The sequence below is a fragment of the Chloroflexus islandicus genome (assembly GCF_001650695.1).
Lineage (GTDB): Bacteria > Chloroflexota > Chloroflexia > Chloroflexales > Chloroflexaceae > Chloroflexus > Chloroflexus islandicus.
Window position 1 is genome coordinate 38,793 of the sequence record NZ_LWQS01000125.1, and the last position, 14,837, is coordinate 53,629.

General features: G+C 60.4%; 7 protein-coding genes and 1 tRNA gene. 1 reads left to right on the top strand and 7 read right to left on the bottom strand.

Annotated features, from left to right (window positions below; genetic code table 11):
* Positions 1-9: 9 nt before the first annotated feature.
* Genes A6A03_RS19520 through A6A03_RS19530 form a run of 3 tightly spaced genes read right to left on the bottom strand, consistent with a single transcriptional unit; the run spans position 10 to position 6,003 of the window.
* Positions 10-2,574, bottom strand: a complete 2,565-nt coding sequence (locus A6A03_RS19520) for a protein kinase domain-containing protein (RefSeq protein WP_066791574.1) — start codon at positions 2,572-2,574, stop codon at positions 10-12.
* 58 nt (positions 2,575-2,632) lie between these two features.
* Positions 2,633-3,454 (bottom strand): lamin tail domain-containing protein, encoded by an 822-nt coding sequence (locus A6A03_RS19525; protein ID WP_066791581.1) that lies wholly within the window; start codon positions 3,452-3,454, stop codon positions 2,633-2,635.
* A gap of 56 nt (positions 3,455-3,510) precedes the next feature.
* On the bottom strand, positions 3,511-6,003 hold the full coding sequence (locus A6A03_RS19530; protein ID WP_066791583.1) for a mannose-1-phosphate guanyltransferase: 2,493 nt from the start codon (positions 6,001-6,003) through the stop codon (positions 3,511-3,513).
* Positions 6,004-6,162: 159 nt separating this feature from the next.
* Between A6A03_RS19530 and A6A03_RS19535 the strand changes: the two genes are divergently transcribed.
* Positions 6,163-6,246: transfer RNA gene (locus tag A6A03_RS19535), tRNA-Leu, on the top strand.
* A 13-nt stretch (positions 6,247-6,259) separates the two neighbouring features.
* Here A6A03_RS19535 and A6A03_RS19540 read toward each other — a convergent pair.
* From A6A03_RS19540 to A6A03_RS19560, 4 genes are all read right to left on the bottom strand, one after another.
* Positions 6,260-7,909 carry a S1 RNA-binding domain-containing protein gene (locus A6A03_RS19540; protein ID WP_066791585.1) on the bottom strand — a complete coding sequence of 550 codons (1,650 nt, stop codon included), beginning with the start codon at positions 7,907-7,909 and terminating at the stop codon, positions 6,260-6,262.
* Entirely contained in the window at positions 7,906-9,414 is a 1,509-nt protein-coding gene (locus tag A6A03_RS19545; protein ID WP_066791588.1) for an acyl-CoA synthetase, read from the bottom strand. Before A6A03_RS19545 ends, A6A03_RS19540 begins: the two co-directional genes overlap by 4 nt.
* A gap of 307 nt (positions 9,415-9,721) precedes the next feature.
* Positions 9,722-13,612 carry a pyruvate, phosphate dikinase gene (locus A6A03_RS20210; RefSeq protein WP_082909020.1) on the bottom strand — a complete coding sequence of 1,297 codons (3,891 nt, stop codon included), beginning with the start codon at positions 13,610-13,612 and terminating at the stop codon, positions 9,722-9,724.
* A 293-nt stretch (positions 13,613-13,905) separates the two neighbouring features.
* A complete protein-coding gene (locus tag A6A03_RS19560) occupies positions 13,906-14,745 on the bottom strand; it encodes a pyruvate, water dikinase regulatory protein (RefSeq protein WP_066791590.1) in 840 nt (279 codons plus the stop codon).
* Positions 14,746-14,837 lie beyond the last annotated feature (92 nt).

The following is a 14,837-nucleotide window of genomic DNA, read 5'->3' on the forward strand; positions in this document are numbered from 1 at the left end:
ACTCGTGCGTTACTTTGATACGCGCGCAATGGCTTCATCAATGCCGCGATAGTTCGGGTTGAGGCGCTTGGTCTCTTGGAAAGCAGCTAATGCCTCTGCGCGCCGGCCCTGCATTTCGTAGGAACGACCTAAGCCAAAATAAGCGTCGGCATAGTTCGGATCAAGCTCAATCGCTTGCTTAAACATAGGCTCAGCTTCGATGTAGCGATTCGAGAAAAAAAGACTCCAGCCGAGACCATTGAAAATCTCTTCTTCTTGATCGTCGATTTGGCGGGCGCGTTCAAACGCCTCAATCGACTCACTGTACCGCTCTTGGTACTGCAAAATCCACCCCAATCCGTTATGGGCCAACACAAAATAGTCGTCGCGTCCGATCGACTGGCGATACGCCTCTTCTGCCTCTTGATACAAGGTGTCTTGGGTGGCTTGATCAGTGCTGTTAAAACCAGCGAACAGTTTGGCTTCACCCAGATAGCCGTAAGCGGTCGCCGAATGCGGATTGCTATCAATCGCTTGTTGTAAGTAGTCGATTGCATCGTTCCACCGGGTATCGTCAAAGGCGAGCCGGCCAAGCCCAAGTGAGGCAAGACTTTCGTTGGGATTCAGTTGGAGGGCCTTATCAAAGGCTTGGCGCGCCTCGCTAGTGTTGCCGTCAAAATAGGCTACCCAACCAAGACCGGCTTGGGCAGGGCTGAAGTTGGGGTCAAGTTCGAGCGCAGTATTGAATTCAGCCTGTGCTGTTGCGTTATCGTCAGCAGCCAGATAGATAGAGCCGAGTTCGTAGTGAAAGAAGGCCAATGCCGGATAGCTGTCAATTGCAGCTTCTAGGTTGGTAATCGCTTGCTCAAGCACATTCGGATCGTTACGCATCTGAAAATCTTGCCCGAAGGCCCAGCCGATCAGGGCGCGGGCGAAGGCGCGGTTGAGCGGATCGGCGGCGTCGAGCCGGTCTTCCGCATTGCCGATCGCAATAAAAGCGTCGTTCATGAGGCTATTGTTGCGGCTGTCTGCGGCATTAGAAGCTAGCGCTGCTGCGTATAACGCATAGCCAAGCGCAACCGAGTCGTCGGTAGCAATCGCTTCTTCGCCAGAGATACGCGCGTTCACCACGTCACCGAGCTGGAAGTAGGCGTAACCGCTGATGCTATGCCCAAGTGCCTGCGCTTGGGAGTTGGGAGAAGCCAACAACGGTTCAGTGGCGGCAATCGCATCTTCCCAGTTGCCCTGTGCCAACAAAGCGCCGGCCAGCCGGGCATGGGCAGTCATATTGTTGGCATCAGCGGCAATGGCCGAGCGGTACGCGCTGATCGCATCGGCTAAGCCGCCGGGGCGGGCTAGCGCCGCGTCACCATCGGCAATCAATTGGTCGGCTTTACTGGTGACGACCGCTGGTTCGCTAGGACGCGAAAAGACAAACGCAGCGATGCCACCGCCGATGATTAGCAGCACCATAATGATTCCCGCGATGATCCCAACCGGTGCGCTTTTGCGGGTGGTTTGGGCCGGTACCGTTGGTGCATTCAGCGGGTTAGGGGCAGGAACGGTTGGCGCGGCGCTGTAGGGTTGCGCGACCGGCGCTGCCGGCGACTGCACGTATACCGGCGGCGGGGTCGGCGGGGAGCCATAGGCAGGCGGCGGGGTCGGCGAGGAGCCATAGGCGGGCCAGTTGGGCGCGCCGCTCACTGCTGCCGGCATGCCTCGCTGCGGCGTCAGCGGGCGGCTCAGATCATGCTCGCTCATCCCAACCGCTTGCCGGAGCGCCGCCACCATTTCTGCCGCCGAAGCAAACCGCGCTTCCGGCTTGCGGGCCAGCGCGCGCATAATCACATCTTCCACCGCGGGCGGCAGATCGCCGCGCACGTCGCGGGGCGGAATCGGCGCATGCACAAGGCGCGCAGCCAGCATCGCCATCGGCGTTTCGGCTTTGAAGGGAAAAGCCCCGGTCAAGAGTTCGTAGAGCATCACCCCGAGCGCGTAAATATCGGTAGCTGGCCCAACATTCGGCAAGCCTTGCGCCTGTTCCGGTGACATGTATTCGGGCGTACCCATCACCGTACCGGCCATGGTCAGACCGCCGGTACTGCTGCCAGTGCCACGCGCCAAGCCGAAGTCGGTGAGGTAGATCCAGCCGTCATCGGTAATCATGACGTTTGAGGGCTTAATATCGCGGTGAATAATCCCTTGCCGGTGGGCGTAATCGAGCGCCTCTCCCACCTGCGCCAGAATTTGCGCCGCGCGGTTGACGGGCAACGCACCCTCTTGCTCAAGCAACTGCTTGAGCGTCCGCCCCTTAATAAACTTCATCGCGATGTAATGATAGCCGGCCACCTCACCGACCTCATAGATCGGCATAATATGCGGATGTTCAAGCCGGGCCGCGCTGCGCGCCTCTTGGCGAAAGCGAGCGATATAACTCTGATCGCTGGTCAGACTCGGCGGCAGAATCTTCAGCGCCACGATCCGATCGAGATCAGTCTGGCGCGCTTTATAAACGACCGCCATACCGCCGCGTCCCAACTCCGAGAGAATCTCAAACCGGCCGATGGTCTGGCCAACTAGTGACACGTCGCTCATAAGTATCGCTCGCTAGCGGGGTGAACGCCGCCACCCGCATTCTTTATTCCACCCAACATTATGCCCCGGCTGCATAAGTATAACGACTGATCAGGTTGCCATTTGCATCTCGCAGGATGGCAGTATCGCCGGTATTATTCCAAATCGGCCGGCGCGATCCCCAATAGAGGTTATTAGCATCGTTAACGCCAGCCTTCGTCCACAATTTCACTTCAGCGCCGCCGGCTAGGGTAAAGGCGGGGAAGGTATAGCTGTGTTTCGCGCCTTCGTCAATCAGCATCCACCCCGTGAGATCAACCGGTTCGTGGGAAGCGTTGGTAATCACCACAAATTCACCCTCAAGATCATTGCCGGGCGGATCGTACTCAATGTAGGTAATGCTGACATTGGGCGGTTCAGCCACCAGCCGTTCAATATCAATAATCGACTCGGACACCTCATCGGTCAATAGTTCGGCGACATCTTCTTCGATCGGTTCTTCGTCAATGGTTGGTTCCGGCGTGACCGTCACCGGCAGGCGCTCCTCTGCTGATGCAGTCGTCACCGCAAGGGACTGAGTGGTGGCCGGTTCGACCATGGCCTCTTCCGGGGTAATGATCACGGTCAGATGCTGTTCGGGTTCCGGTTGGCGGCGGCGGGCCGGCGGCGTCTCATCAATCCAGCGCTTAATCTCGTGTTCAGCGATGCGGGCGAAATCACCGGGCAGGCTAGCAAAGCCGTGACTCAGCTCGTAGAGCGCGCGTTCCATGTGGGTGCGGCTTTGGGCAGGCAGCAAGCCAAGCGGCAGCCGCAAGAGACCGTACCCAAACCGGCCAATCCGAACGGTGGTCGTCTCGATCGCGTCGTAAAGCGGATCATTGTTCCTTGAGCGGGTAGACATCGCACCCTCCTCGCATACGGCCAAGCCAGCGGTCACCAATCGATCGGCGTTATTCGTTATTGTAAACTCGTCACCAAACCAGCGTACTTATCGGTCAAGACCCGGGCATGCTCTTCGCTGCTGCCCTCGGCGATGACGTGGAAGAACGGCCCGTCGGGATCGGGCAAAATCAACACCCATTCCTGCCCCAGCTCGATCTTGATGCCATCGATCTGCTCGCCGTGGCGTTCGTGGTACTGCTGGTTGAGAATGCGCATCACCTTGCCTTTGCTCTCCCAGCGGCAAGGGACGCGCGTCTGCCAGAGGTAATAGGGCGGCAAATCGGCCAGCACCTCGCTGAGAGTGGTCTGGTTTAGGGTGAGCAGCTCCATCAGGCGGGCAATGGCGAACATCCCATCGGCAACGGGGTAGAAGTGGGGGAAGATATAGTTGCCGGTGCCATCACCGAGCAACAGCAGATCGGGCCGTTCGGCAGCCAGATTCATCAATGCGCCAAGATTAGCGCGGGTGCGAATGATGTTGCCGCCATAGCGGGCGGCAATCTGCTCGAAGGCGCGGGGGGCGGTGACCGGCACGGCCACAATGCCGCCGCCGTGGGCGCGCATCGCCAGCGCGGTCATCGCAGCCAGCGCGCGCAACCCATGCAGCCGCTGGCCGCGATCATCGATCAGAAAGATCTTTTCGCCGCCGGGGTCAAGACGCACACCGAATTGCGCGCCGACTACCGGCGTAATCTTGGTGAGCCGGGTCATCGCCGACTCAAAATCGGCGCTGGTCTGAAACACCATCCGCTCATCGAGGTTCACATTCAGCTCAACCGCATCTGCCCGCATACGGCGTAGAATCTCGGTCATCACCGTGCTGGTGCTGGTGTTCGCATAGTCGATGACGATCGGAAACCCTTTGCCAAACGCAGCCTCTTGGCCGAGTGCGCGCATAAAGGCGGTGCGGTAGCGCTCTTCGACATCTTCGCCGTAGAAGATGCGGCCAATCTCATCGAGATAGGCGCGCCGGTAATCTTCGCGGAAGAAGGTGCTCTCGATCTTGCGTTCGGTGGCGCTGTTGATGTCTAGTCCAAGATGGTTGAAAAACTTAATCTCGGCAACGCGATTATCAAATGGCGAGATCCGCACATGCACGCCGCCGGCGGCGCCGCTGGCGTGGGTGTAATAGCGGGCGAGCGGGATGGGTACATTGCGCAGATCGCAGACATTGACCCCCGCCGAAGGCAAACCGGCGACAATTGCCCGCTTGAGCATACGTGGCGTAAAGTGCGCATCGCGGTTAATCGTGACGGTTGCGCCGCGGGGCAAGGTTGCGCCGTAGGCTGCCCCCAGCCGGGCGCACATCTCAGGGGTGATCTCGATATTGACTAGCCCGGTGATGCCATAGCGGCCAAACAGCACGCGCCGGCCTTGGCTGCCCCAGATAATGCTTGACGTGACCGTTGCGCCTTCATCAACCTCTTTGGAAGGCCAAATCTTAACGTTGGGCTGCACCACCGCGCCAGCGCCGATCTGCACTCCATCGCCGATCACGGCCCCCTCGAAGATCATCGCACGCGAGCGAATATTGCACTGGCGCAGCACGATGGCGCCACGCAGTTCGGCCCGCTCGCCGATGTACGAATTGCGCCAAATGATCGAGCGATCGATATTAGCCCGCGAGTCAACGATCGTATAATCACGGATCACCGACGGCCCGTGAATGATCACGCCACCCTTAATCTTGGCTCCATGACCAAGATAGATCGGCCCGTGCAGTTGGGCGTCAGGCGCGATTTCGGCGTCGCGGTCAACCCAGACATCGCCGCCGATGTTGTGACCGATCCGTGGCAGATTGACTTTGCCTGACAGATAATCGCCGCAGGCGCGCATATACTCTTCAATTGTGCCCACGTCCGTCCAGTAGCCGTTGGCGATATAGCCGTGCAACCGGTCGCCGCGGTGGAGCATACGCGGAAAGACATCTTTCGACCAGTCGGTGACGCGACCGCGTTCGATGTAGCTAAAGATGTCGGGGTTGAAGACGTAGATGCCGGTGTTGACCGTATCGGAAAAGACCTCGCCCCAGCTCGGCTTTTCGAGCAACTGGCGAATCCGGCCTTGCTCGTCGGTAATGATTACCCCGTAGTCAAGCGGGTTGGCGACGCGAGTCAAGGTGACGGTGGCCGTGGCGCCAGAGGCAATATGATGCTCGATAATTTGAGTCAGGTTGAAATCGGTCAGGGCATCGCCAGAGATAACGAGGAACGGCTCAGTCAGCAGATGTTCGGCGTTCTTGACACTCCCGGCGGTGCCGAGCGGCACCTCTTCGAGCGAGTAGGTAATATTCACGCCGTAGGCGCTGCCGTCGCCGTAGTAGTCTTGGATCACGTTGGCGAGATACTGCACCGTAATGATAATATCGGTGATTCCGTGCAGTTTGAGCAACTCAATAATATGCTGCATCACCGGTCGATCGACCAGCGATACCATCGGCTTCGGGCGATTAATCGTGAGCGGTCGCAGGCGAGTGCCCTCGCCGCCGGCCATCACAACGGCTTTCATGGCGGCTCCTGCTGACTGTCGATACCGCGATGACGGTGCTACGCGGCGGAGGGGGCGTCATTCCACAATGATGCTACCTTGACCCCTTTAGTATATCATGTCACGAACCTGCCCGGCAACCGCTTGCGGGCAGCGCTATCTCGTGCTATACTCGCCAGCGGGGACGTGGCGGAATGGCAGACGCGCATGACTTAGGATCATGTGCCGCAAGGCGTGTGGGTTCAACTCCCATCGTCCCCACCACTGTGACCGCACATCACTGATGTGCGGCTTTTTGTTGCAATCCTTCGTGCAATCGCAGCGCGATCCGTCGTCGTTCGAGATCAATGTTCAAGATAGTGGCGCTGACGCGGCAGCCAAGCGGAAATCGTTCGCGCAACGGTCGCGGATCGGGTGGAATCTGGCTGGTATGGGCCAACCCCTGCACACCGGGGAAGACCTCAATAAAGACGCCGAAACCGGTGATTCCGGCGACTTTGCCATTAACCTGCATCCCCACGGCAAGCTGTTGGGTGATATGAGACCACGGATCGGGCGTGAGGCGGCGGATGCTTAGGTTGACGCGCATCCGCGTCTCATCGATGCCGGTGACGGCAGCCCGCACCGTTTGGCCGGGGTGAAGGGCGGTGCGCGCATCGCTAATCCAACCCCAGTCAATGTCGCGTACATGGACAAACCCCTCGACCCCGCCGAGATCAATGACTGCGCCGTAGCTGAGCACGCGCATGACGACGCCTTCCACCACGCTGGCGACGGTAAAACTCGCCATGCGTTGCCGGCGCTGCTGTAAGCGTTCGTGGCACGATGGCGGCAAGGAGAGTTCTAACGGCGACTCGGCGTGGTTTGACGGCGCTGTAGGGGCGCATTCGGCCAGCGCCGTCAAACAACGGGCAGCGTAACTGCGCAGCTCGGCGCTCGGATCGCTCTCGGCAATCTGTGCGATCAGCGGCAGACTTTCCCGATCCTGCCATTCCACCAAGACCTGCATCACTTTCATCAACAATGGCCGGCGGTTAGGCGCCGAGCGTTGCAACAAGGCCCGCAGTTCAGGGAGTGCGGCGCGATAGTTCGCCATGTGTAAGAAGCGAATCACCTCGTGTAAGAGGTGGCTGCCGTCTTCATTGAGCAGGGGGGCGATGGCTGGCGCTGCTTCCACCGCTTGGAGCTGGATCAGTGTGCGCACAGCTAAGGTGCGCAGGCCGACCACGTAACGAGCGATCTCGACCAGCAGCGGCACGGCGGTACGGGCGCGCAAGCGGGCGAGTGCTTGCATCGCTACGCTTGCTGCCCGGCTAGGAATGCGCGGTTGGGCGTCGTGCCACGCGGTGATGCAATCTTCCAGCAAACGCATCAAGCCGGGCACGGCCGCCGGGGCGTGGAGGATGCCGGCGGCTTCGGCAGCGGCGATGCGGATGGTGAGATGCGGACTATTGAGAAAGTTGGGCAGCGCCACCGCGAGCGTGGTGTCGCCAAGCCGGGCGAGTGCGACGATCGCTGCTGCCACAATCGGCGGTTCGGGGTCATCGAGACAGGCCGAGATCTGAGCGCGAGCCGCACTGATCTGGCGCCGGCCTAATGTGCGAATCGCGGCGGCGGCCACAAATGGTTTGGGATCATCAATTGCGGCCAGTAGCGCATCAATGACTGTTGCATTCAGCGGTTTACTGCTGTAGCCAATCGCTTCCGCTGCGACTTCGCGCACCATTGCCCGTCGATGGTTGAGCGCCGGCAAGGCCAGCTCCGGATCAACGTCCATCCTCACCAACCGGCTGGCGGCGCGCGCCCGCACCAGTTGGTCACGCGAATGGATCGCGCGCGCCAGCTCTTCGAGCTGATCGGTGATTAATTCGCTCAGGCGTTCACGGTCAAGTTCCGGATCGCCTTCGTAATCGTCGAGATCGCTCATAGCCCTTCCCCGGCGACGGGTGGATCGGTTGCCAGTAGGTGGCGTTGCACTTTGCCGAGCGCATTGCGTGGCAATGCCGAAACAAAGCGAATCGCGCGCGGGCGTTTGTAGGCGGCGAGATTGGCGCGGCAATGGTCGATCAACGCGGTAGCGGTGACGGTTGTATCCGGTTTGATGACGACGGCAGCGACCGGCACTTCGCCGAGATCGGGATCGGGTTGGCCATACACGGCGCATTCGGCCACGGCGGGATGCTGCGCTAACACCTCCTCGACTTCGCGGGGATAGATGTTGTAGCCGCCGCTGATGATTAAGTCACGGCTGCGTCCGGTGATGTGGAAGTAACCATCGGTGTCAACGAAGCCGAGATCGCCGGTGTTGAACCAACCGTCAGCGGTAAAGGCTGCCGCCGTCGCTGCCGGGTTGCGCCAGTAGCCTTGGAAGAGGTGCGGCCCGCGCACCTGAATCTCGCCGATCTGCCCAACCGGTAACGGCTGGCGGGTGTCGCGATCGACAATGCGCGCTTCTTGGCCGGGGAATGGCATGCCAACGCTGCCGGGCCGCCGTTCGCCGTCGTAGGGGTTGGTCAGGTTCATACCGGTCTCGGACATCCCGTACCGTTCGAGAATGGGCTGGCCGAAGAGGGCGGCAACATCGGCGAAGGTTTGCGGGCTGAGCGGGGCTGACCCCGATACAAAGAGTCGCACATGGTGCGGTGGCACACCGTGCCGGCGGGCCGCTTCAACTAATCGCACATACATCGTCGGCACGCCAAAAAAGAGCGTGATCGCCGGATCGGCCAGCCGTTGCAAGGCCACCTCCGCGTCAAACCGGGGATGCAATTCGAGACTGGCCCCGCTGCGGATGGTGCCATGCACGCCGACACCTAACCCATGCACGTGAAAGAGCGGCAGCATCAAGAGCAAACGATCGCGATCCGTCCAGCGCCATGCGGTGATGATGGCGTCACAGTTGGCGGCCAGACTGGCGTGGGTATGCACGGCCCCTTTCGCGCGCCCGGTGGTGCCGGAGGTGTAGGCGATCAACGCCATCTCAGCGGGATCGGGTGGCGTGCAGACGGTGAAATCGGCTGGCGGCGCGCCAAAAACGGTGGCGTCCGGTTTGATCAGGCGGGGTGGCGTTGCCGGCATTGCTTCGCGTAACAACGCCTCATTCTCATCCGTCGCCACCACAATCGCCGGTTCCGAATCGGCCAGCAAATGGCTCAGCTCGGCGTGGCGGTACTGCGGGTTGACCAGCACCACTGCCGCGCCGGCCAATTGCGCGCCAAAATAGGCCGCAATGAACGCTGGAGTATTGGGCAGCGCGAGCGCTACCCGATCGCCACGGGCAAGACCGAGAGACTGCAATCGCGTTGCCCAGCCGGCGGCGGCGGCGGCGAGCGCTGGGTAAGCGTATGGTTGCCCGTCAACAATGAGGCATGGTCGCTCAGGTTCGGCAGCGGCGCGACGCAAGAGGGTGGCAACGATTGGCAATGGCGGCATCAGAGACCTCATTATCTCGATCAGGCGGATTCCGGTCAGCGGGATGATGACTCGCCGCAATCAGGGTCACACCTACCATAATGCGGGTCGCAGACCCGCATCCACCGGAACCGGCACGTATGCAGTGCATGTGATTTCAGACCGTTACTGGTGATGTCGCTGGCTTTGGGAGAGCCGTTGCCTTGCAACGTCTCTCCCCGATTGGTCACAGGTATCGTTATTGCCTTGCATTATACCGAGGCAAAGAGAGACGGTGCATCGCACCGTCTCCACTGTTGGTTACAAGATCGCGACGAACGGCTACCAGCTACTTATCGCGCTTGGCTTCGCCGAGCGCTGCCTGCGCGGCGGCGAGGCGCGCGATCGGCACCCGGTACGGCGAACAACTGACGTAGTTGAGGCCAACCCGGTGGAAGAACTCGACGCTGGCCGGATCGCCGCCGTGCTCACCACAGATGCCGACCTTGAGGTTCGAGCGAGTCGAGCGACCGCGCTCGGTACCGATCTGCACCAACTGGCCGACACCGCGCTGGTCAATGGTTTGGAACGGATCGTCGGGAATCAGCTTCTTCTCGACGTAGGCCGGCAAGAAGCGCCCCGAGTCATCGCGTGAGAGACCCAGCGTGGTTTGGGTGAGGTCATTGGTGCCAAAGCTGAAGAACTCGGCCACCTGCGCGATCTCGTCGGCGACCAGCGCCGCGCGCGGCAGCTCGATCATCGTGCCGACGAGATACGGCACTTCAACCCCGCTCTCGGCGAAGACCTCGGCGGCGACGCGCCGTACGATCTCTTCTTGCAGCTTCAGCTCGCTGATAAAGCCGACCAGCGGGATCATCACTTCAGGATGGACATCGATGCCCTCAGACTTCACCTTGACCGCGGCCTTGAAGATAGCGCGGGCCTGCATCTCGGTGATTTCGGGGTAGAGGATGCCCAACCGGCAACCGCGGAAGCCGAGCATCGGGTTCGCTTCGCGCAAGCTCTCGACGCGCGCCTTGACCTTGTGCGGATCGACGCCGAGCTTGGCCGCCAACGCCTCGATCTCGTGATCGTCGTGGGGCAAGAACTCGTGCAGCGGCGGGTCGAGGGTGCGGATGGTCACCGGCAAGCCGGCCATCTCGCGGAACAAGCCCTCGAAGTCACCCTGCTGGAGCGGCTCGATCTTGGCGAGCGCGGCGCGCCGCTCCTCGACCGTATCGGCGAGGATCATCTCGCGCATCGCGTCGATCCGGTCGCCTTCAAAGAACATGTGCTCGGTGCGGCAGAGACCGATGCCTTCGGCGCCAAACTGGCGAGCCACCCGCGCATCACGCGGAATATCGGCGTTGGCGCGCACGCCGAGCTTGCGGAACTCATCGGCCCATTCCATCAAGGTCGCGAAATCACCCGACAACTCCGGTTCGACAGTCGGCATCTTGCCGGCAAAGACCTCGCCGCTGCCGCCATCGAGCGTAATCCAATCACCCTTGCGGATCGTTGTGCCGTTAACGGTCATAAGCTGGTCGGCGTAGCTGATGCGCAGATCGCCGGCGCCGGCCACGCAGGGCTTGCCCATGCCGCGCGCCACGACTGCGGCGTGCGAGTTCGAGATCAGTACCGGTGTCATCCGGCTCGAGAAGACGATGTAGTTCTTATCGAGATCATCGGCGGCATCAACCTCGAAGTTGTAGACCAGCGTTGGTTCGGCAGCGCCAACCGCACGCGCGCGGAACGAGCGCAGCGGCGCATCGAGCAGCGCCGCCACTTCGCGGGCGACAGCGCCGGTGCAGAGCGGCAACAGATCGCGCCGGATCTTCTCAACCCCAAACATAATGTTGCGCTTCACCGCCTCGCGCACCCGGCCCATATAGTTCACCGAGTCTTGCACATCGGCGAACATGGCCCGCATGCTCAAGCACTTATTCTCGTAACGGCGCGGCGGCAGCTCGGCATGCACCCGTTCGGTGAAGGCCAGAATCTCCTCTACCTGCTCGGTAATCTGGAGGAGATAATTATCGCGGTTGTTGATAATGTGCGGCACGATGCCCAACCGCAGACAGGCCAGCGCCAACCCGTCAAGCAGATCGTGCTTGCTGCTCGATACGCTAATCTGCAAGCGCACTGGGCTCGACTCCTCGGCATAGGCGCCGTCGCCATCGACAAAGCCGGCAAGGAAGTGGAGCAAAGCGGTGCGGTCGAGGCTCAGCACCCACTCCACTAGATGGTCGCGGATCTCGGCGAGGCGGGCAGCCGGTTCGCGGCGGAAGCTAATGCGGTCTTCAACCGTACCGCGGATGACGCGGCCATCCATCTCACCGTGAGAGGTGTGCTCGCGCAGATAGGTAAACGGCACGCCAAACGCTTCCTCGAAGCGGCGCTCAACCGCCGCGATGAAATCGGCTTTTTCCGGCGTCGCCTTCTGCACGAACGTGACCGAACCTTTGGTGTCGCGCAAATTGATCGACCCATCCGAGAGGATCGCACCGGCGACATAGGCCAACGCCGGGCTCGTGACCGTCTCGCTGAGTGCCGGGATCTGATCGACCACGGTCAAGAAATCCTCATCGGCCAGCACAGCGTCAAGGCGCTTCTTCACCAACTGGCGATTGTGGATCACATACATCTTGTGATCGGCGGTCAAGCGCAGTTGGTTATCGTCAGCGCGACCCGTTTGTGAGAGCGTGATCGGAATGACCTCAGCCGGACGGCGTCCGGCGGCGATGATCTGCCGCCACACCGGGCGCAGCGTGCGGCTGTCGAATGAGAGAATGCGCGGCGCGGCGCCCTGCTCGATCAAGGTAAACGCTGCTTCAGCCGTCAACAAGCCGCGATCGGTCAAGATGCGCGTCTCAGGCGCAACGCACGTCATTCCCCCACGCGCGGTCAAAATCGCCTGCGCCGCCACCATGCCGTGGAAATCTTCGGGAGCAGTCTCGACGCGCACCAAGATCACCTTCTCGCCGGTCTTGGCCAGCTCTTCGGCCTCGTCGGGATCAAAGACGGCCTTGCCGGAGGCGGCGCCGGGCGAAGCGGGCAAGCCAGTGGTGAGGGGTTGGGCTTGCTTGCGCGCTTCGGGGTCAATCATGGGGTGGAGCAACTGGTCAAGTGCGTGCGGGTCAACCCGCTGCACCGCCGTCGCCTTATCGATCAACCCTTCGCGCACCATATCGACCGCGATCTTGACTGCTGCCGCGCCGGTGCGCTTGCCAGTGCGGGTCTGCAACATCCACAACTTGCCGCGCTCGATGGTGAACTCGACATCTTGCATGTCTTTGTAGTGCCGTTCGAGCTGCTTGGCAATCTCGTGGAATTGGGCGTAGACTTCGGGCATCTCTTCGGCCAGCTTGCTGATCGGTTGCGGGGTGCGAATGCCGGCCACCACGTCTTCACCTTGAGCATTGACCAGATACTCGCCGAAGATTTCAGGTGCGCCAGTGCTGGGGTTGCGGGTAAAGGCCACGCCGGTCGCCGAGTCGTTGCCCATATTGCCGAAGACCATCGCCTGTACGTTGACGGCGGTGCCCAGATTGTCGGGAATCTTGTTCACGCGGCGATAATCAACCGCGCGCTTCCCATTCCACGAACGGAAGACGGCGGCGATCGCCTCACGCAACTGCTCGAAGGGGTCTTCGGGGAACTCAACCCCGACATCTTCCTTAATAATCGCCTTGAACTTCTCGGCCAGCGCGAGCAGTTCCTCGGTGGTCAAGTCAGTGTCTTGACGCTGACCGTGGCCCTTGGCCTCGTCCATCTCGTGCTCGAAGCGGTCGCCATCAACGCCAAGCACAATTTTGCCGAAGAGCTGGACAAAGCGGCGATAAGCATCGGCAGCGAAGCGGGGATTATCGGTCAGGCGGGCCAACCCTTCCAGCGTCTGCTTGTTGAGGCCAAGGTTGAGCACCGTATCCATCATGCCGGGCATCGAGAACTTCGCACCCGAACGTACCGATACGAGCAACGGATTGTTCGGATCGCCGAAGGTCTTGCCGGTTTGAGCTTCGATATCCTTCAACCCTGCCAGCACCTGCTCCCACATTCCTTCGGGGAACTGCTGGCCACTTTCGTAATAGGCGTTACAGGCTTCAGTGGTGATCGTAAACCCGGGCGGCACTGGTACGCCGGTGCGAGTCATCTCGGCCACACCCGCTCCCTTTCCGCCAAGGAGATCGCGCATCGAGGCATTTCCTTCGCGGAAGAGGTAAACCCACTTCTTAGACATAACCTGTTTCCTCCTTGAACAAGGCGGCTTGAGACAATGCCGTTATGCGCCTTAGCGCGTGAGAATGCGCTAACGGCGGGAATGATCACGATTGGACACGGTGAACCAACCGGTCGCTGCCGGCATCAAGAGCATGCGATTAAACGTGCAACTTATTGGCCCCATCGCACATCATTGTATGAAGCTGATATGACCGCAAACAATGGTAGATAACGCAACTATACTGCGCCGTCTCGCAACTGTCAAAAGCAATTGCCTTGCTTTACCGCAGTGCAGAGCATCTGCATTTGCCTCTACCCCGGCGTACTAAACCGGCGCGAAATCAAGGCAATAATCTCATCGGCGCTCTCTTCGATCGACTTATCAGTCACATTGAGCGCCGTCCAACCGTGTTGGCGGAAGATCCGGCGCGCCCATTCCACCTCGTCGATCGCAGCTTCAAGGTTGGTATAACTGCCGCCGAGATTAATGCCCATCCGCCGTTGGCGCCACCGCCGGCGAGCGGCGATCTGTTCGGCATCGACAATCAAACCGATGACGCGCCGGGGATCAACCCGAAACAGATCATCGGGCAACGGCACTTCCCGCACGAGCGGCACGTTAGCCACTTTCCAGCCCAACACCGCGAGATACATGCTCAGCGGCGTCTTGCCCACCCGGGAAACGCCGACCAGTACAATATCGGCGTGGCTCAGCTCGCGCGGTTTGTTGCCATCGTCATGGGCAACGGTGTACTCAATCGCTTCCAGCCGCTCGAAATAGGTCGAGCGGCGGGCTTGATACAATCCCGGCTTGCCCAGCGGCTCTTTTTGCAACACCGTTGCCAAACGTGACAAGACGCTGCCGACCAGATCGATCTCAGCGACTCCCATCTCGCGCGCCAGCCGCATCAATTCACGGCGGAGGGTTGGCTCCATCAACGTGTGCAAGATGGTGCCGTTCTGCTGCGCGGCTTGGGCGACGACTTCGGCAATCTGTTCCGGGTTGCGCACATTTGGCACAATGATTAACGGTACTTCCGCCCCCTCAAACTGTGAGAGCGTCAAGCGCGCCACCTGTTCACCGACCGCGCCAGCGCCGCCGGAGACAATGTAGAGGGGCGGGGCAGGATAGGAATGAGGCAATTCGTTCATTCGCAAACGTTCTGTAATACACGATGCGCCTGTGATCAGGCACAATTGACTATAGACGTTACCAGCCGTATGCTGGTATGATACCACACGAA